The organism is Pseudarthrobacter linnaei, assembly GCF_055412825.1.
The window spans coordinates 383,939-401,836 of sequence record NZ_JBVAYX010000001.1 but is presented as its reverse complement, the minus strand read 5'-3'; the positions used below and the strand labels follow the sequence as shown (position 1 = coordinate 401,836).

At 67.3% G+C, this 17,898-nt stretch carries 16 protein-coding genes and 1 pseudogene; 11 read left to right on the top strand and 6 right to left on the bottom strand.

Annotation, left to right across the window (positions count from 1 at the left end; all coding sequences use genetic code 11):
- Positions 1 to 323: beta/alpha barrel domain-containing protein (locus ACZYZ3_RS01865; protein ID WP_463962160.1), on the top strand; the 323-nt coding region annotated here is incomplete at its 5' end.
- A gap of 151 nt (positions 324 to 474) precedes the next feature.
- Here ACZYZ3_RS01865 and ACZYZ3_RS01860 read toward each other — a convergent pair.
- The gene (locus ACZYZ3_RS01860) at positions 475 to 2,487 is read right to left on the bottom strand and encodes a M3 family metallopeptidase (RefSeq protein WP_463962159.1); all 2,013 of its coding nucleotides are present in this window, start codon (positions 2,485 to 2,487) and stop codon (positions 475 to 477) included.
- 83 nt (positions 2,488 to 2,570) lie between these two features.
- On the opposite strand from ACZYZ3_RS01860, the gene ACZYZ3_RS01855 reads away from it, so the two are divergent.
- Positions 2,571 to 3,845 (top strand): CapA family protein, encoded by a 1,275-nt coding sequence (locus tag ACZYZ3_RS01855; protein WP_463962158.1) that lies wholly within the window; start codon positions 2,571 to 2,573, stop codon positions 3,843 to 3,845.
- Between the two features lie 409 nt (positions 3,846 to 4,254).
- Positions 4,255 to 5,097, top strand: coding sequence for an alpha/beta fold hydrolase (locus tag ACZYZ3_RS01850; RefSeq protein ID WP_463962157.1), 843 nt, complete (start codon positions 4,255 to 4,257; stop codon positions 5,095 to 5,097).
- Positions 5,098 to 5,576: 479 nt separating this feature from the next.
- Here ACZYZ3_RS01850 and ACZYZ3_RS01845 read toward each other — a convergent pair.
- From ACZYZ3_RS01845 to ACZYZ3_RS01825, 5 genes and pseudogenes are all read right to left on the bottom strand, one after another.
- Positions 5,577 to 5,708 (bottom strand): annotated as a pseudogene (locus ACZYZ3_RS01845) (glutamine amidotransferase); the annotation flags it as partial.
- 185 nt (positions 5,709 to 5,893) lie between these two features.
- On the bottom strand, positions 5,894 to 6,730 hold the full coding sequence (locus tag ACZYZ3_RS01840; RefSeq protein WP_463962156.1) for a class I SAM-dependent methyltransferase: 837 nt from the start codon (positions 6,728 to 6,730) through the stop codon (positions 5,894 to 5,896).
- Positions 6,727 to 7,827, bottom strand: a complete 1,101-nt coding sequence (locus tag ACZYZ3_RS01835; RefSeq protein ID WP_463962155.1) for a glycosyltransferase family 4 protein — start codon at positions 7,825 to 7,827, stop codon at positions 6,727 to 6,729. The genes ACZYZ3_RS01840 and ACZYZ3_RS01835 overlap by 4 nt, the downstream gene beginning before the upstream one ends.
- A 263-nt stretch (positions 7,828 to 8,090) precedes the next feature.
- Positions 8,091 to 8,942, bottom strand: a complete 852-nt coding sequence (locus tag ACZYZ3_RS01830; protein ID WP_463962154.1) for a type 1 glutamine amidotransferase — start codon at positions 8,940 to 8,942, stop codon at positions 8,091 to 8,093.
- Positions 8,939 to 10,258, bottom strand: a complete 1,320-nt coding sequence (locus tag ACZYZ3_RS01825) for a Mur ligase family protein (protein ID WP_463962153.1) — start codon at positions 10,256 to 10,258, stop codon at positions 8,939 to 8,941. Before ACZYZ3_RS01825 ends, ACZYZ3_RS01830 begins: the two co-directional genes overlap by 4 nt.
- Positions 10,259 to 10,339: 81 nt before the next feature.
- Here ACZYZ3_RS01825 and pdxT point away from each other — a divergent pair, with 81 nt between their 5' ends.
- The 8 genes from pdxT to secF all read left to right on the top strand — a co-directional run bounded on the left by pdxT (position 10,340) and on the right by secF (position 17,771).
- Entirely contained in the window at positions 10,340 to 11,041 is a 702-nt protein-coding gene (gene pdxT / locus ACZYZ3_RS01820) for a pyridoxal 5'-phosphate synthase glutaminase subunit PdxT (protein WP_463962152.1), read from the top strand.
- Positions 11,042 to 11,044: 3 nt separating this feature from the next.
- The gene (locus tag ACZYZ3_RS01815) at positions 11,045 to 11,800 is read left to right on the top strand and encodes a YebC/PmpR family DNA-binding transcriptional regulator (protein ID WP_463875099.1); all 756 of its coding nucleotides are present in this window, start codon (positions 11,045 to 11,047) and stop codon (positions 11,798 to 11,800) included.
- Positions 11,797 to 12,375 carry a crossover junction endodeoxyribonuclease RuvC gene (gene ruvC / locus ACZYZ3_RS01810; RefSeq protein ID WP_463962151.1) on the top strand — a complete coding sequence of 193 codons (579 nt, stop codon included), beginning with the start codon at positions 11,797 to 11,799 and terminating at the stop codon, positions 12,373 to 12,375. The genes ACZYZ3_RS01815 and ruvC overlap by 4 nt, the downstream gene beginning before the upstream one ends.
- Positions 12,376 to 12,481: 106 nt before the next feature.
- Complete coding sequence (ruvA, locus tag ACZYZ3_RS01805) at positions 12,482 to 13,129, top strand: Holliday junction branch migration protein RuvA (protein ID WP_463962150.1); 648 nt, start codon at positions 12,482 to 12,484, stop codon at positions 13,127 to 13,129.
- Entirely contained in the window at positions 13,122 to 14,234 is a 1,113-nt protein-coding gene (gene ruvB / locus ACZYZ3_RS01800) for a Holliday junction branch migration DNA helicase RuvB (protein WP_463962149.1), read from the top strand. Before ruvA ends, ruvB begins: the two co-directional genes overlap by 8 nt.
- Before the next feature lie 233 nt (positions 14,235 to 14,467).
- Complete coding sequence (yajC, locus tag ACZYZ3_RS01795) at positions 14,468 to 14,875, top strand: preprotein translocase subunit YajC (RefSeq protein WP_463962176.1); 408 nt, start codon at positions 14,468 to 14,470, stop codon at positions 14,873 to 14,875.
- A 106-nt stretch (positions 14,876 to 14,981) separates the two neighbouring features.
- Positions 14,982 to 16,748: a protein translocase subunit SecD gene (gene secD / locus ACZYZ3_RS01790; protein WP_463962148.1), complete on the top strand. Its 1,767-nt coding sequence runs from the start codon at positions 14,982 to 14,984 to the stop codon at positions 16,746 to 16,748.
- A complete protein-coding gene (gene secF / locus ACZYZ3_RS01785; RefSeq protein WP_463962147.1) occupies positions 16,749 to 17,771 on the top strand; it encodes a protein translocase subunit SecF in 1,023 nt (340 codons plus the stop codon).
- The last annotated feature ends 127 nt before the right edge of the window (positions 17,772 to 17,898 follow it).

The following is a 17,898-nucleotide window of genomic DNA, read 5'->3' as shown; positions in this document are numbered from 1 at the left end:
AACTCCAGGCCCCGTACGAACTGGTCAAGGAAGTTGCCGCCACCGGCAAGCTCCCCGTGGTCCTGTTCACCGCCGGCGGCATCGCCACCCCTGCCGACGCCGCGATGATGATGCAACTCGGCGCCGACGGTGTCTTCGTCGGCTCCGGCATCTTCAAGTCCGGCAACCCGGCCCAGCGTGCCGCCGCCGTCGTGAAGGCCACCACCTTCTTCGATGACCCGGACGAGATCGCCAAGGCCTCCCGCGGCCTGGGCGAGGCCATGGTCGGCATCAACGTGGACGAGATCCCGGCCCCGCACCGCCTCGCCGAGCGCGGCTGGTAACAGCACCAAAGCACCAACCACGACGGCGGCGAGTCACCTTTCTGGTGGCTCGCCGCCGTCGTCGTTTGTTTCCCCGCCGATTGCTCCGCAACGGCCCTTATGGGGCTCCAAAAGGGCGGTTGCGGAGCAGCCGATGGGGGTGGGTGCGGGGTTAGTCGAGGCCGCGGCGCTTGAGGAGCGGTTCGAGCTTTGCGTCGCGGCCGCGGAAGGCGCGGAAGGAATCCAGCGGGTCGCGGCTGTTGCCCCGGGAAAGCAGTTCGGCGCGGAAGAAGTCCCCGTTGGCCCGGGTGAGGCCGCCGTTGTCCTTGAACCATTCCACCGTTTCGGCGTCCAGCACCTCGCTCCAGATGTAGGAGTAGTAGCCCGCCGCATAACCGGCGCCGGCGAAGATGTGCTGGAAGTAGCCGGTGCGGTAGCGCGGCGGGATCAGGTGGTGTGCCACGCCGGCCGCGGCCAGCGCCTTGGCCTCGAACTCCAGGACATCCTCGGGCACCTCGGATCCGTCCAGCACATGCCAGGCGAGGTCCAGCAGGGCAGCGCCCAGGTATTCCGTGGTGCCGAAGCCCTCGCCCCAGAGCTGCGCGGCGTCGAGCTTGTCGACAACCTCTTGCGGCAGCGCCTCGCCAGTGGCGTGGTGGCGGGCGTAGTTGGCGAGGACCTCCGGCCACATGATCCACATCTCGTTCACCTGCGAGGGGTATTCCACGAAGTCCCGCGGCACGGAGGTGCCGGAGAAGCGCGGATACGTGACCGCGGAGAACAGGCCGTGCAGGGCATGGCCGAACTCGTGGAACGTGGTGCGGAGCTCGTCCAGGGTCAGGAGCGTGGGTTCCCCGGCCGGCGGCTTGGAGATGTTGAGGTTGTTGATCACCACGGGCCGGGTGTTGAGCAGCCCGGACTGTTCCACGAGGGAGTTCATCCAGGCACCGCCGCGCTTGGATTCGCGCGTGTAGTAGTCGCCCAGGAACAGGCCCAGTTCGGTCCCGTCAGCATTGCGGACTTCCCAGACGCGCACGTCCGGGTGGTAACCGGCGAGGTCGGCGCGTTCGTGGAACGTGATGCCGTAGAGCGCGTTGGCGGCGAAGAACACGCCGTCGTTGAGGACGCGGTCCAGCTCGAAGTAGGGGCGCAGGGCCTGCTCGTCCACGGCGTAGCGTTCGAGCTTGACCTTCGCGGAGTAATAGGCCCAGTCCCAGGCCTCAAGGGGGTGGCCGGCGACCTTGGCCAGCGCCTCGGCCTCGGCGTCGGCATTCCGGACGGCGGCCGGCGCCAGCCGGTTCATCATGGTCTGCACGGCTGCGAAGTCCGGGGCGGTCTGCTGGTCCACGACCAGCTCGGCGTAGTTGGCGAAACCCAACAGCGCTGCCTTCTCGGCGCGGAGCCCGGCCATGTCCTTGGCCAGTTCCAGGACATCGTGGGCGCCGCCGTCGCTGCCGCGGCCGATGGAGGCCTCGTACAGGCGGCGTCGGACCTCCCGGTTTTCGAGGGCGGCGAGGGCGGGCTGGTTGCTGGGCTGGATGAGAGTCAGCAGGAACTTGCCCTCGTGCCCGGCGGTGCGGGCGGCTTCGGCGGCGCTGGCAACATCGTCAGCAGGCAGCCCGGCGAGTGCGGCGGCGTCGTCGAGCAGCAGCGAGGCGGACTTCATTCCTTCCTTCACCCGCTGTCCGAACTCGGTTCCGAGCCGGGAGAGCTCGGCGTTGACGGCCCTGAGCCGTTCCTGGCCGGCGCCGTCGAGCTGGATGCCGGACTGGCGGAACTCCTTGAGGTACTCGTCCACGAGGCGGGCGGACTCGGCGTCGAGCTGGTCCGTGTTGACCGCGGCAAATCGCTCGAACAGTCCACGGTTGAGGTAGACGGCGTCCTGGTGGGCCGAGAACCGCGGGGACAGGACGGTTTCGAGATCGCGGATGGGGTCCGTGGCATCGGCCGAGACGAGGGTGAAGAAGGAGGCCGCCGCACGCTGCAGGAGCTGCCCGGACCGCTCCATGGCCAGCGCGGTGTTCTCAAAGGTGGCAGGCTCCGCGGTGTCCACGAGTGCCTGGATTTCAGCGAGGTGCTCGGCGAGGCCGGCCTCCACGGCTTCGGCGTAGTGCTCGTCGGTGATGTCCGCGAACGGCGGCAGGCCGAATGGCAGGGGGCTGGGGCTCATGAGGGGGTTGGTCATGAAATAACTCTTTCATGTAATGGGTTGAGTCTCAATGGTCTGCTCCGCGTGTTGGCACCCTTTGCCGCCGTAGTATGGTCGCCATGCGTACCATCACCCCCCAGCTGCGCGGCCGCCTGTTCGCCGCCGCCGCAGCGTTCTCCCTGGTGGCCTCTGTGGCCTCCTGCGGCATCGGCGCCCAGCCCGAAAGCACTGCCTCAGGCTCCGCGGCGGACGCAGGGAGCACCGCCGCTTCGGCCGCGGTGCAGAGCCCGGGAACGACGCAGTCGAGTACCCCGAGCCCTTCCCCGACGCCGACGCCGGGCAAGGGGCCCGGCTGCGCGGCCGTCCGCTGCGCCTCGGTAGTGGTCACGGGGGACATGCTGGTCCACGCCCAGCTCTGGGAACAGGCCCGCGCGGATGCCCTGGCCGCCGGCGCCAAGGGCCTGGACTTCGGGCCGCTGCTGGAGGGTCAGCGCAGGTACATCGAGAAGAGTGACCTCGCCGTCTGCCACCTGGAGACACCCGTCGCCGGCCCGGCCGGACCGTTTTCCGCGTACCCCTCGTTCAACGTTCCGCCACAGATCATCCCGGCCGTCCAGCAGGTCGGCTACCAGGCCTGCACCACCGCGAGCAACCACACCGTCGACCGCGGCACCGCCGGGCTGGTCCGCACCCTGGATGCCCTCGACGCCGCCGGGCTGCAGCACACAGGGTCCTACCGGAGCGCAGCCGACGCCGAGGGCATCCTGATCCTGCAGACCGCGGCGGCGAAGATCGCCGTGATCAGTGCGACCTACGGCCTGAACGGACAGCTCCCGGAGGCGGCCTGGCAGGTGGACATGCTCGACCCCGAGGTCATGATCGTCAAGGCGAAGAGGGCCCGGGACCTGGGCGCGGACATTGTGCTTGGCGCGATGCACGCCGGCGAGGAATATTCGAGCGTGCCCAACGCCGAGCAGATCAGCGTCGCCCATGCCCTCGCGGACAGCGGCCAGTTCACCATGATCTACGGCCACCACTCGCACTCGGTCCTGCCGATCGAGCAGTACAAGGGCACCTGGATTGCCTACGGTCTGGGTAATGCGATCACCGAGCTCTCGCCGAACTATGTGGTGAACAACGAGGGCCTGCTGGTCCGGGTCCAGTTCAGCCAGGACGCCGCCGGTGCGTGGACCGCCTCCGATCTGGCCTGGGCGCCGTCGGTGATGGTCCGCGGTCCCTACCGCTGGTGCTCGGTTGCCTCCGACACCCCGCAGGGTTCCTGCGCCGGTGCCGCGGCGGACACGGCCACCCGCCAGCGCACCCAGGCCGCGGTCGAGTCGCTGGGGGCAGCGGCCGCGGGCGCCCATGAACTGCTCATCACCAAGGAACCGTAGCGCCTGGAAGGCCGGGGAGATTAACTGAAACCTGCAAGGTGCTGGTCTGGGATGCCGCACAGCAGGTCCTGGATGGCGGTACCGACGTGGTCCTTGACTGGAACCAGTGGAGCCGGGGGAGGCGAGCTGACCGGGCTGGCTGGGCAGAGACTGCCGGGGCCGCCGTCGTCGTTCATTTATGTCCGGACACCGCTGCAGGCTTCCATCGACCGGGCGGCCGGCCGCGCCGACCGGTGCGAGGCGGGCTCCCACCGAATCGAGGCGGCGGACGTCAGGCGCCTGGCCGCGATTTTCGAGGGCCCCAACCGTCGGAGGGCCTGCGGATCTTGCCCTGACACCGGCCGGCGAATACCTTGATGGAGACGCGGGGCCAAAATAGGCCCCAGTCACACCCGGACAGGAGGCCTTAGTGGGCAGAGTATCGACGGCGGACCGGGAACCCCGGAACGGGACTTTCCCCAATGGCATGGCCTATCTGAGCTGGGGCAACGGCCCCAAGACACTCCTCTTCATCCAGGGCGGCCCGGGGAGCACGGTTCCCCAGGGGATGCTGCGCCGGATGTTCCGGCGCCAGTTCGATGCCTTTCTCCACGCCGGATACGCCGTTTGGGTCGTCACCCGGCGCCGGGGCATGCCGCCGGAGCACAGCATCCCCGACATGGCGGAGGACTATGCCCGGCTCATCGCCGAGGAGTTCGGCGGCCGCGTTGACGTCGTTGTGGCTGAGTCCTTCGGCGGCATGATCGGCCAGTATCTGGCCGCACGGCATCCGGACTCCTTCGGCCATATCGCCATGGTGGTCACCGCCGCGGAGCTGAGCGACTGGGGCAAGGACGTCGATGCGCGGATGGCCACGGCCCTCGAAGGGGGCGACCTGAACGGCGCCGGGACGGTCTTCGCCGAGTACCTGCTGCCGGGCCGGCGCCTGAAGTGGTTGCGGCGGCTGATTGGTCCCCTGATCAGCCGACGGTTGCTGAGCGGATCCGATTTCCCCTCCCAGGATGTCCTCACCGAGGTTAAGGGCGAAATGGCCTTCGATTCCCGGGCGGTGCTCCCGATCATCCGGCGGCCGGTGCTGATGATCTGCGGAGGCGCCGACCAGTTTTTCCCCCGCGAGGCCGCCCAGGAGACAGCCGGGCTGATCCCGGACTGCACTCTCATCTGGTACGAAGGCAAGGGCCATCTCCGGGCAGCCTCCAGCGGACGCATCGCGCAGGACGTGCTGGCGTTCGCCGGACACAGCAAAGGCTGATACGCACGCTGGAGCATCGACTGACGGCCTTACCGGCAGGCGATTGAGGCACGGCTCGATGGAGAACGCGCAACGCCCGGAGCAGCACGCCAAGCCTTTCTCGCGCTTGCGTTATACGACGAAGGCCGTTAAGGGGGCGCTCTATGGAGCGCACTGCTGGCTCTCATACCAACGCTTGATGGTTATGGGCGAGCACTGAAAGAGTATGCCGAGGAACTTCCGAAGACTGTACCGGCCCCTGAGGACTACCGTCGCAGTATGGGATCCTCCGGGCTGAACCCCTGCGGCCAAGATGGCCCCGTAGTCACTGCTGCGCGACAGGCGCGCGAGGCCGCCGACGTCGAGCACCTCCTGCCCTTCGTCCACTCCGACGGCGCAGCCGAGGTACGCCGTCGTCCCCGCGCGTTGCCCGCTTGATAACGGTTGAACAGCCGCAGGCGGGCGGTCCGGACGGAGAGACCGTCGCCGGGTGGCCGGTGGACGGCGTAGGAGTCGTCTGGGGTGCCGGGGGAGAAGCTGCCGTATTTGCGTTCAACGGCGGTCCGGATGCGGAAATCCGCCAGCGCCGGGTTCTTGGGCAGCAGGGAGCCGTGCAGATAGCTCGCGACGATGACGTCGGACACGCGACTGCTCCGGAACCGCCGACTGTCCACCTGCTGTGCGGACTGTCCGGCGCGGGCCAGACGACCAAAGCCGCGCGGCGCTGCGCTGCTTTGCGGCGGCTCGGAGCAGCTGAGTGGCGCTGTGGGACGGGAACGCCTCGGTGCGGCGCACCGAAACATCGCGCTCAGTACAGCTAGGGGGTGGCGAAAATGTCGGAGTGGCCGATCGTGGCGCGGCCCGGCTCCCGGCGGGCGGCCAGCCAGTCGGCGACTTCCTCCGGTGCAACGTCCCCAGTCTCCAGTGCGGCGGCGGCGATGCCGGTGGCGAGTTCGCGCCGGAGACCCGAGTCTTCCGGTCCGAGCAGCCAGGGCGAGGCGGCAGTGTGCACGGCATAACCGCGCGCCGCGAGCAGCCCGGCCAGCACAGCCGAGGCCCGCGGACCGGTGGCCGAACCGAAGCCCTTGTCCCACTGCTGATGGCTGTTGAACGCGCGGAGCACACGCCCGTCCTGCGGGTGGATCGGCTGCCATTCCTGCCGGCCGTCGTAGATCAGGACGGTGTAGAGCGGCAGCCCGGCCACGCTGAGGGCGGCCGTGAAGAGCTCCAGCCAGGGCTCCGAAACCAGATCGAACAGTGCGGCGGCCGTGACAAGATCCGGAGCCGGCGTCAACACCTGCGTGAGCTCGAGGGTGAGGTCAGCCTCGGCGAAGCTGACGTCGATGCGCTTGTGGTCTTTGCGCAGCCGAAGGAGGGCGCCCTCGGACCGGCTGTCGTCAGCCCAATCGACCAGGCGTTCCCGGGCCCATGTCAACAGCTGAGGGTCGTAGTCCACCAGCCGCCAGGACTGGTGGTCCGGCAGGAACTGCGCGGTGCCCCGCAGGTTGGACCCGGAACCGCAGCCCAGATCCACCACGCTGACGTGCGCGCGCGCCGCGAAGTGGGTAGCGAGCTGCTGTTCCAGAGCCGAATCCCGTGCCCGGTGGTCGGCCGTTTCGCGCAGGTCCAGCCACTCCGGGCTGAAGCCGCTCATGCCGCGGGCTCCGGGAGTGACCGGGCCATGGCCCGCACGACGTCAGCGACCCGACCGGCAGTATCAGACCAGGGCGGCAGAGTCCGTCCGGCGGCCCAGGAGCGCTCCCCGAGGGCGGCGAGGCGCTGCGGAGAGGTCAAGAGTAAACGGACAGCGCTGCCGAGGGAAAGCGCGTCGCCGGGCGGCACCTTGATAGCCGCGCCGTCCGGCACCGTCTCGGCAGCGGCCCCGCCGGTGGTGCAGATGATCGGCAGACCGTGGGACATGGCCTCCGCCAATGCCATGCCGTAGCCCTCATAGAGGGAGGGCATGACGAAGAGGTCGCTGGAGTGGAAGGCGGCTTCAAGCTCATCTGCCGTCAGGACACCGGCAAAAGTGACCCTGCCGGCAAGGCCGTGGGCCTGGACGGCGGTGGCCACACGGGCGTGCTCGCCCGGCACCCGGTCAGTCTCACCTGCGATAGTAAGGTGCCAGTCCAGATCAGTCAGATGCGAAAGTGCCAAGGCAAGGACGCCATAGGCTTTGCGCGGCGAGACCGACCCCACGCAGAGCAGTTCCGCCCCGCGCGTGCGGTCGGAGCCTCCTGCGCGGCAGGCTGGCGGTGTCCCTGGACAGGCAATCGTGATCTTCCCGGCCGGGACGCCGTAGTCGCGAGTCAGAGTCCGGGCCGTCAGTGCGCTGGTCGCAATCACATGGACAGCGCGGGCCAAGGCTTGGCGCTCGGTTCTCGCGAGCATTAGGCGTTCGTCCTCCGCGAGCCCGGCTTCGAGTGCCAGTGGATGGTGAACGAGGGCCACGAGCGGATGGCCGGTCCCATGGTCCAACGTCTCGAGCAGCGAGTCCGGGAACGCCCCGAACGCGAGTCCGTCCACCATGACCGTGATCCGGTCCCGAAGCGATGCGAGCCGTCGCCTGGTTTGTTCGACGTCTCTTGCCGTGGGAGTGGGCCACGAGCCTGGGAGCTGAAGGTGCTGTACGCGGATGCCGGAGCCCGGCAGGTTGGCCAGGAGGCTGCGGTCGTAGGCGTAGCCGCCGGTGGGCGCTGAAAGGTCGCCCGGGATGGCGAAAACCAGTTCGGGATCTGGATCGGTAACCATGGCTTACTCCATTCGGGCAACGGATGAGCGACAGATCTCAGGGCGCGGCCAGCGAGACCCATGCTACCCGGATACCTCGCACAGCGTCTTGGCCGTCGCGTTCAGCCCTTCGCTGTGACGGGTCAGACTTCTGAAGACGCTGATGTGCGTAAGCAGCAGGGTGCCAACGCCGCGGTGGCGCCCGAGGGGCCGTTGTCCGCTTTGACTTTCCACGACATCCTTGAGGGAGGAAGGGTCATTGCGATCAATACCAATTCGGGGCTTCAGCGCGGGCGGCGGGCGGCGTGCTCGCGGGCGAGGACGGCGTAGGTGTCGTCCGGGGTGCCGGGGGAGAAGCTGCCGTATTTGCGTTCGACGGCGGTCCGGATGAGGAAGTCCGCCAGCGCCGGGTTCTTGGGCAGCAGCGAGCCGTGCAGGTAGCTCGCCACGATGTTCCGGTAGCGGGCACCTTCCTGGCAGTCGCTGCTGTTGTTGCCGGTGCCTTTGGCCGTGGTGCCCAGCGGTGACACGCCCGGACCAAGCGTGGTCTGGCCGCTGTGGTTCTCGTACCCCAAAACGGTGCCGAACTCGGGGGAAGACACTGACACGTTGCCGATCAGGCGCTGGTCGGTACCCTGGGTCTCCACATCCAGGACGCCGATGCCCGGGATCACGGACCCCGTCCGGGTCTTGAAGAACCTTCCGAACAGCTGGTAGAGCCCGCAGATCACCAGCATCGGAGTGCCGTCCTCGGCCAGCTCCTTCAGGACGGTTTCCCGTGAGAGCAGGTCATCCTGGATGACGAGCTGGCCGCTGTCCTGCCCGCCGCCGCCGACGACCAGGTCGATGTCTAACGGGAATTCGTCGCCGACGTTGTACTCGAGCAGCACAGGGGTGTATCCGTGCCAGCGCAGCCGCTGGGCCAGCACCAGGGCGTTGCCCCAGTCGCCGTAGATGTTCATGTCCCGCGGGTACAGCTGGAGGACCCGGATGGTGCCCTTGCTGGGGGCCGGGGATTCCTCGGGCGGAAGCTCGTGCCCGAAGGAAAACCTGGACTCGCTGGCCGGGCCGGATGCGCTGGGCGGGCCGGACTCGTTGGGCGGGCTGGATTCGCTGGCGGGGGGCTGGGGGGTCATGAGACCACCTCCACTGTGGTGATTTTGGACAGCTCGCGGCGGATCGCCAGCATCGCTGTGTAGGTGCAAAAGACCCGCTTCGGTTTGTCCTTGGCGCCACTGATGAAGGCCGCCAGGGCGGGGGCAATCTCGGTATCCACTGCCCCGACCGCGACGTCGTCGTACTGCAGGCGAAGCGCCATGTCGTAAGCGCGGGAGCCGCTCAACTGGTCCACACCGCCCTCACGGAGGGTGTCAAATTCGACGTCCCAGAGCCAGGACATGTCCCGGCCGTCAGCATAGTTGTCGTTGATCGCGATCATCGTGGCGTACCCCGCGGCCGGGAAGGACTTCAGTCCGAGCCGGAAGCCGCTGGGGTTCTTCACCAGGACCAGGTCCAGCGGAAGGCCGTCGACGACGAGGCTCTCACCGCGCCCGAACGCCGGCGCCACCTGGGACAGCGCCTTGAGCAGTGCCTCGTTGTCCGCGACGGCTGATTCTCCCTGGACTGGGTCCCGCACCGCAATGGCCCTGGCCAGGGTCAGCGCGGCCGCGGCGTTGAAGATGTTGTAGACGCCGCGGAGCTTCATCGCGGTGGTGGCCGTGACGCCGTCGTACTCAAAATCCGCATCGGCCGCACCCACCCGGCGCAGCACGACGTCGGCGTGCGGCTTCGCGGGAGCCGGCGGAACCGGGCTGCCGGGGGCAGCCCGCATCTCGTCGTCGTTCGGGAAGGTGCTCAGGAGGGAATCGTCGAGGCCGAAGTAAAGGACATCGGGACCGCTGGCCGTGGCTGTTTTGAGCGTGTCCGCGATCCGCGCGACACGCGGGTCCTCCCGGTTCAGCACCACCGTACCGGTGGTCTTGGAGGCGATGTGCTGCAGCAGCTGCGCCGTCTTGTCGATCTCGCCGAAGCGGTCCAGCTGGTCCCGCAGGACGTTCAGCAGCAGGCAGTAACGCGGCGGCACCTGGTTCACGAAGTGCACCGCGTGGGCCTCGTCCAGTTCCAGCACGGCCACGTCCGCCTTCAGCCGGCCCCGCCAGTCCACCTCGCCCAGCAGCGCAGCGGCCACCCCGCGGGTGAAGTTGCTGCCGGTACGGTTCGTGAAAACCTTCAGGCCCTGGCTCTCCAGCAGTTCCACCACCATCTTGGTGGTGGTCGTCTTGCCGTTCGTGCCGCTGACGACGGCGACGCCGTGCGGCAACGTGGACAGTGTCCTGCGCATGAAGCCGGGGTCGATTTTTTCGACCACGAGCCCGGGAAGGGCAGAGCCTCCGCCCCTAAGCCGGGAGACCCGGCGGACGAGCTTGCCGAGCGGAACGCTGAAGTAAAACATGCTTTGTAATATATCCCAGCGGCAGCATGGAAGCCCGCCGGGAGGCCGCCGGCGACGTGCCCGGACGACTATGCTGGTCCGATGACCAACCCCACTTCTGCGCCCTCCTCCCATGTGGGAACAGGGCTGCGGATCGGCGTCCTTGCACTTCAGGGCGACTTCCGCGAACACCTGCACGCGGTGGAAGCGGCCAGCGCCACGGGCGTCGGCGTGCGCCGGCCGTCCGAACTGGACGGCCTCGACGGCCTCATCATTCCCGGCGGCGAATCGACCACCATCGACAAACTGTCCCGCGCCTTCGGGCTCCGCGACCCGCTGCGCCAGCGCATCCGGGACGGGCTGCCGGTCTACGGCTCCTGCGCCGGGATGATCCTCCTCGCGGAGGAGATCACCGACCCCGCCAAGGACCTGGCTGGCAACCCCCAGCAGACCTTCGGCGGCCTGGATATCACGGTGCGCCGGAACGCCTTCGGCCGGCAGCGCGAGTCCTTCGAGACGGATCTCGATTTCAGGGGCCTCGATTTCAGCGCCACCGGGAATGGCGTGGCCCCGGTCCACGCGGTCTTCATCCGCGGGCCCTGGGTGGAGCGCGTCGGCGCCGGTGTGGAGGTCCTCGCCTCCGTGGAACCTTCCAAGGCCTCCCACCCCGAGGCGCTGGCCGGGACGGCTAGAATTGTTGCTGTGCGTTCCGGCAAGCTGCTGGCCACCTCCTTCCACCCGGAAGTGACGGGGGAGAAGCGCGTGCACGAATTGTTTATTCGAATGATCAGAGGAGAAGCGTAAAGCATGTCAGGCCACTCCAAATGGGCGACGACCAAGCACAAGAAGGCCATCCTCGACAGCCGCCGGGCCAAGTCGTTCGCCAAGCTGATCAAGAACATCGAAGTTGCCGCACGCATGGGCGGCCCGGACCTCGCCGGCAACCCTGGCCTGGAACTCGCCGTCACCAAGGCCAAGAAAACCTCGGTCCCCGCTGACAACATCGACCGCGCCATCAAGCGCGGCGCCGGCCTCACCGGCGAGGTCGTGGACTACACCGAGATCATGTACGAATGCCGCGGGCCGCAGGGCTCCGCGCTGCTGATCGAATGCCTCACGGACAACAAGAACCGTGCTGCCTCCGAGGTCCGGCTCGCCATCTCCCGCAACGGCGGCACCATCGCCGACCCGGGTTCGGTCAGCTACCTCTTCTCCCGCAAGGGCGTGGTCTCGCTGCCGAAGAACGGGCTGACCGAGGACGACGTCCTCATGGCTGTCCTCGACGCCGGCGCCGAGGAAGTCAAGGACAACGGCGACAGCTTCGAGATCCACTCCGAGCCGACCGACCTCCAGGGGATCCGCGATGCGCTCAAGGAAGCCGGGATGGAGTACGACACCGACGAGGCAGAGTTTGTCCCCTCCATGCAGGTCCCGCTGGACCTCGACGCCGCCAAGAAGTTCCTGAAACTCGTCGATGCCCTCGAGGAACTCGACGACGTCCAGAACGTCTACAGCAACGCCGACCTCAGCGACGAAGTGCAGGCCGCACTGGAATCCGAGTGACCCTCCGCGTCCTCGGCGTCGACCCGGGCCTCACCCGCTGCGGGATCGGCGTCGTCGACGTCGAAAAGAACCGCCGCGCCACAATGGTGGCGTTCGGCGTTGTCGGAACCTCCCCGGAGGAGAGCCTCGACCAGCGCCTGCTGGTCATCGCCACCTCCATCGACGAGTGGCTCGACCAGTACGAACCGCACGTCCTCGCCGTCGAACGCGTCTTCTCGCAGCTCAACGTCAGCACCGTGATGGGCGTGGCCCAGGCCTCGGGCGTGGTGATTGCCGCCGCCGCACGCCGCGGCATTCCAGTGGCCCTGCACACCCCGTCCGAGGTCAAGGCCGCCGTCACCGGAAGCGGCACCTCCAACAAGGATGCGGTCACCAAACTGGTCACCAAGATTCTCCGGCTCGACGCCCCACCCCGCCCGGCCGACGCCGCCGACGCCCTCGCGCTGGCCATTACCCACGCCTGGCGGGCCGGGAGCGGCGCCGCGGTCGCCACGACAGGACCGGGCAGCCTGTCCCTGACCCCGGCCCAGCGGGCCTGGGCGGACGCGGAGGCGAAAGCGCGCCGTACACGCTGAATGTCCGCCGGTGCCGCCCCATGGCTTGGTAGGGTATTCGTAGATATGTTCGGATAGCCGGTTCTTCCCGGTTCTCTATTTCAGCTGAATTTTCAGGAGCCCGGCTTTGATCAGTTTTCTCCGCGGAACCGTAGCGCACGTCGGCCTGTCGTCCGCCGTGATCGACCTCAACGGCGCCGGCATGAGCGTCAACGCCACCCCGCAGACCCTCAGCAGGCTCCGCACCGGCGAGGAGGGGAAGCTCTTCACCTCCCTGATCGTCCGCGAGGATTCCCTCACCCTGTTCGGCTTCGGCAGCGACGACGAACGCGAAGTCTTCGATATCCTGCTCAGCGTCAGCGGCGTCGGACCCCGGCTGGCGCTGGCCGTGCTGGCCGTGCACGAGCCCGAGGCGATCCGCGTCGCCGCGCACTCCGGCGACGGCAAGGCATTCACCAAGGTGCCCGGCATAGGCCCCAAGGTCGCCGGCAGGATCGTGCTGGAGCTCGCCGGAAAGCTCGTGCCGCTCGGAACCGCTGCCGGTGCCCCGGCCCCGGCAGCTTCCTCCGAAGCGGTCTGGAAGCCGCAGGTCGTCGCCGCCATGACGAGCCTGGGCTGGTCCGAGAAGGACGCCACGTCCAGCATTGACACGTCCCTGGCTGATTCCCCCGAACTGGCAGAGAAGGGCAACGTGGCCGAGATCCTGCGCGCCACCCTCCGCTGGCTGGGCCAGGACGGCGCCCGCGCCGGTAACAGGGTAGGCGCCCGTGGCTGAGCCGTCGATCGTCGCCGGGGGAGAGGAACCGGAGGAGCGTGTCATCGAAGCCGCCCTCAGGCCCAAAAACCTGCACGACTTCGTTGGCCAGCACCGGGTCCGCCGGCAGCTCTCCCTTGTCCTGGAGGCCTCGCGCTTGCGCGGCCGCAGCGCCGACCACGTCCTGCTCTCCGGACCTCCCGGGCTGGGCAAAACCACGCTGTCCATGATCATCGCGGCTGAGATGAACGCCCCGCTGCGGATCAGCAGCGGCCCCGCCATTCAGCACGCCGGCGATCTGGCAGCCATCCTGTCCTCGCTCTCCGAAGGTGAAGTGCTTTTCCTCGACGAGATCCACCGGATGTCCCGGCCGGCTGAGGAAATGCTCTACATGGCGATGGAGGACTTCCGGGTCGACATCATCGTCGGCAAGGGTGCCGGCGCCACCGCCATCCCCCTCGAACTCCCGCCCTTTACCCTCGTGGGCGCCACCACCCGCGCCGGCCTGCTGCCCGGACCACTCCGGGACCGCTTCGGCTTCACAGGCCACCTCGAGTTTTACTCCGTGGCCGAACTGGAGCTCGTCCTTCGGCGCTCCGCCGGACTCCTGGACCTCAAGGTCAACTCCGCCGGCTTCAGCGAAATCGCCGGGCGCTCCCGCGGCACGCCCCGCATCGCCAACCGGCTCCTGCGCCGGGTCCGTGACTGGGCGCTGGTGCACGGCATCGAGCAGATCGACGCCCGCGCCGCCTCCGCGGCTCTGGACATGTATGAGGTCGACAAACGCGGACTGGACCGGCTCGACCGTGCCGTTCTGGAGGCCCTCATTACCAAATTCGGCGGAGGGCCCGTGGGCCTGTCCACCCTGGCCATAGCCGTCGGCGAAGAGACCGAGACGGTGGAAACCGTCGCCGAGCCCTACCTCGTCCGCGAGGGACTGCTGGGACGCACCCCGCGGGGCCGCATCGCGCTCGCCCCGGCCTGGACACACCTCGGCTTCGCGGTGCCGCCCGGAATTTTCGCCCAGGACCCGCTCGAGCTCTTCCCGGCCGAGGACGACGGCTCTGGCCTGCCGGACGCGCAGGGCCAGGACTCCGCTCCGGAATGGATCCGTAATAGTCAATAGCACCGCTCCGTAACCTTTTCCCTTTAGACTGGAATGACGCTCGGCACGTTCGGGTCTTTGTTTCTGCGCGCGGCCAGCACCTGGCCGCCGTCGGCTGAGCATGATTCCCAGCCAGCCCGGAGCGAAGCGGACGTTGCTGTAAACCAGCTACGCAAGTACAGAACGGAACTAACCCTGTGTTCGGACTTATTTCTGCCCAGACCCAGCCGCAGGCCGGCGGCGGCATCGACATCATGACCATCCTGTTGTTCGCCATGCTCGGCGTCTTCGTCTTCATGATGTTCCGCCGCAACAAGAAGACCCAGCAGCAGCAGGTGCAGCTCCAGTCGAAGTTCGCTCCGGGTGTCGAGGTCATGACCAGCTTCGGTCTGTACGGACGGATCGTTGAGATCGACGATGAGGAGAACAAGGTCCTGCTGGAACTCTCCCCGGGTAACACCGCCACCGTTCACCGCCAGGCCGTCACCAAGATCGTCGAACCGGCCGTCCCCGCAGAAGAGCCCACGGTCGTTCCCAACGATGCCTCCTCGCTCAGCATCGACAAGGCCGGGAGCGCCGCCCCCGTCAGCGACGCGCCGCGCGACGAGACGCCGGAAGAAACCCTGCGCCGCCTCAACGACGAAGGCAAGAAGGACAGCTAGTCTGCCTGTTTGAGCTATCCCGCGAAGTAACGGCTGCGGGCCACCGCCGAGGCGGCCCGACCGGGCCGCCCGGCGGTTTCCTCCGTAAACAATAGAAAGATCGACAATGGCACGAACTGGCCCCAAAAATTCAGCCCTCAGGGTGCTGGTCTGGCTTGGCGTTATCCTCGCCGTCCTGACCGCCGTCCTGGCAGGCGGCACAATGGCCGGCCAGGCGAGCTGGGCCCCCAAGCTTGCCCTGGACCTTGAAGGCGGCACCCAGATGATACTGGCGCCCAAGGTGGAGGGCGGTTCGGACATCACCGAAGAACAGCTCAACCAGGCCGTGGCGATCATCCGCCAGCGCGTGGACGGCTCGGGCGTCGCGGAAGCGGAGATCAGCACGCAGTCCGGACGCAACGTCGTCGTCAGCCTGCCCGGCACACCGTCGAAGGAAACCCGCGCGCTGATCCAGGCGTCGGCCGACATGAACTTCCGGCCCGTCCTCCAGGCCGGTCCGGGCGCAGCCGTCCCCGCGGAGGCACTGACCCCGGACGACAAGCTGCCCCAGCCCACCGCTGAGCCCACCAACGGCAGCGACGTGAATTGGGTCACCCCCGCAATTTACAAAAAGTTCGAGACGCTCGACTGTGACAACCCCTCGCAGGACAAGCAGGAACGCTCCGACCCGACCCAACCGCTGGTCACCTGCGAGCCGGCCTCCGCCAGCTCGCCGGCGATCAAGTACATCCTGGGCCCGGTTGAGGTCAAGGGCGCCGACATCGCGGGTTCTTCCTTCCAGCTGCAGCGCGGTGCCCAGGGCGCCGTGACCAATGAGTGGGCTGTCAACATCCAGTTCAATGAAGAAGGCACCGCCAAGTTTAAGGACGTCACCGAACGGCTGTATCAGTTCTACATCGCTGGCGGGGCCCAGAGCGGCTCGGATCCGAAGTCCCAGTTCGCGATCGTCCTCGACGACCAGGTCATTTCCGCTCCGCGGTCCCTCGCCGTTATCACAGACGGACGTCCGCAGATTACTGGCGGCTTCACCGAGGAGTCAGCGAAGGCCCTCTCCGACCAGCTCCGCTTCGGCGCCCTGCCAATCAGCTTCGAGATCCAGAGCGAACAGCAGATTTCGGCAACCCTCGGCGGCGAGCAGCTCCGGATGGGTATGCTCGCCGGCCTGATCGGCCTGCTGCTGGTGGTGGTCTACTCGCTGATCCAATACCGGGCACTGGGCCTGGTCACCGTCGCCTCGCTCGTGGTGGCCGGCGCGCTGACGTTCCTGGCCATCGACATCCTGGGCTGGACCGAGAACTACCGGCTATCCCTTGCCGGTGTCGCAGGCATCATCGTGGCGATAGGCCAAACCGCGGACTCGTTCATCGTCTACTTCGAACGTATCCGCGATGAGCTCCGGGAGGGTCGCGGCCTCGTCTCGGCAGTCGAGAACGGCTGGAAGCGTGCCAAGCGCACCGTCCTGGCGTCCAAGGCCGTCAACCTGTTGGCCGCCCTGGTGTTGTACTTCGTGGCAGTGGGCAACGTCCGCGGCTTCGCGTTCACCCTCGGCCTGACGGCCATCGCCGACCTCATCGTGGTCTTTATGTTCACCCACCCAACCCTGCAGTTGCTTGCCCGCACCAAGTTCTTCGGGGAAGGCCACCCGCTCTCCGGACTGGACCCGAAGACCCTCGGCGCCGTTCCCCTGTACCGGGGCGCGGGCCGGTTCCGCACGCCCGCGGACAAGCCGGCTGCTGTTGCCGCGATCCGCGCCAAGAATACCGGCGCCACGGCTGAGGCCGAACGCCGGATGACCATTGCAGAACGACGCCTCGCGGAACGACAGGAACAGCTTGCTGGCTCCTCCAAGAGCGCGTCCAAGGAGGGCAACTAAATGGCCACCAGTTTCGCCAATTTCGGTAATGAGCTCTACACGGGCAAACGCTCGTACGACTTCGTCGAATCCAAAAAGATCTGGTTCCTGATCGCGGCCGTCCTCGTGGCGCTGTCGATCCTCCTGCCGGTCGTCAAGGGGGGCTTTAACCTCGGCATCGAATTCCGCGGCGGCTCCGAATTCACCGTCTCCAACGTAAAGACCACCGACGCTGCGATCGGCGAGAAAGCCGTCGAGGACGTTGTCCCCGGCGCCGTCCCGCGGGTGGCGAACGTCGCAGGCAATACGATGCGGATTCAGACGGACAAGCTCACGGAAGATGAGACGCTCCAGATCAAGGCAGGCCTCACCTCGGCCTACGGCGTGACCGACAACGAGGTGACCTCGACCTTCATCGGTCCCACCTGGGGTGCTGACGTCACCAAGCAGGCCCTGCTGGGCCTTGCGATCTTCGTCGGACTCGCCGCCGTGCTGATGGCGCTGTACTTCCGGACCTGGAAGATGTCGCTTTCAGCAATCGTGGGCATGCTCGTGACGATGTTCGTCACCGCCGGGGTCTACGCCCTCAGCGATTTTGAAGTCACGCCGTCGGCCATCATCGGGTTCCTGACAGTGCTGAGCTACTCGCTGTACGACACAGTGGTGGTCTTCGACAAGATCCGAGAGAACACCGCGGACCTGCAGGCCTCCACCCGACGGACGTTCGGCGAGGAAGTCAACCTGGCCGTCAACCAGACCCTGGTCCGCTCGATCAACACCATGATGGTGGCAATCCTCCCGGTCGGGGCCATCCTCTTCATCGGTGCCGGACTGCTGGGCGCCGGAACGCTGCGGGACCTCTCGCTGGCACTGTTTGTCGGGATCCTGATCGGCACGGCAGCCACGATTTTCATCGCAGCGCCGCTTTACGCATGGCTGCGCCGGGGCGAACCGGAGCTGGTCAAGCAGGCCGAGCGTGTGCACCATCGCCGCGCCCATGCTGGCGCCAAGACCGACTCCCCGGCGGAGCCGGCCACGGCTTAGCCGCCACGGTCCCGCCGGACCGGCCGACCACGGGGTTTCCCCGTGGTCCCCAACGGGCCGGAGAACGTCATTCGTGACGCTCTCCGGCCCGTCGGCGCACTGCCGCCGGTTATCTAAGTATCCTGCT

Coding starts and splice junctions, on each gene's coding strand:
- ACZYZ3_RS01825 (WP_463962153.1), bottom strand. CDS start 10,258: ATGTTTTACTTCAGCGTTCCGCTCGGCAAGCTCGTCCGCCGGGTCTCC.
- ACZYZ3_RS01835 (WP_463962155.1), bottom strand. CDS start 7,827: ATGGTTACCGATCCAGATCCCGAACTGGTTTTCGCCATCCCGGGCGAC.
- secD (WP_463962148.1), top strand. CDS start 14,982: ATGGCACGAACTGGCCCCAAAAATTCAGCCCTCAGGGTGCTGGTCTGG.
- pdxT (WP_463962152.1), top strand. CDS start 10,340: ATGACCAACCCCACTTCTGCGCCCTCCTCCCATGTGGGAACAGGGCTG.
- secF (WP_463962147.1), top strand. CDS start 16,749: ATGGCCACCAGTTTCGCCAATTTCGGTAATGAGCTCTACACGGGCAAA.
- ACZYZ3_RS01815 (WP_463875099.1), top strand. CDS start 11,045: ATGTCAGGCCACTCCAAATGGGCGACGACCAAGCACAAGAAGGCCATC.
- ACZYZ3_RS01855 (WP_463962158.1), top strand. CDS start 2,571: ATGCGTACCATCACCCCCCAGCTGCGCGGCCGCCTGTTCGCCGCCGCC.
- ACZYZ3_RS01840 (WP_463962156.1), bottom strand. CDS start 6,730: ATGAGCGGCTTCAGCCCGGAGTGGCTGGACCTGCGCGAAACGGCCGAC.
- yajC (WP_463962176.1), top strand. CDS start 14,468: ATGACCATCCTGTTGTTCGCCATGCTCGGCGTCTTCGTCTTCATGATG.
- ACZYZ3_RS01860 (WP_463962159.1), bottom strand. CDS start 2,487: ATGACCAACCCCCTCATGAGCCCCAGCCCCCTGCCATTCGGCCTGCCG.
- ACZYZ3_RS01830 (WP_463962154.1), bottom strand. CDS start 8,942: ATGACCCCCCAGCCCCCCGCCAGCGAATCCAGCCCGCCCAACGAGTCC.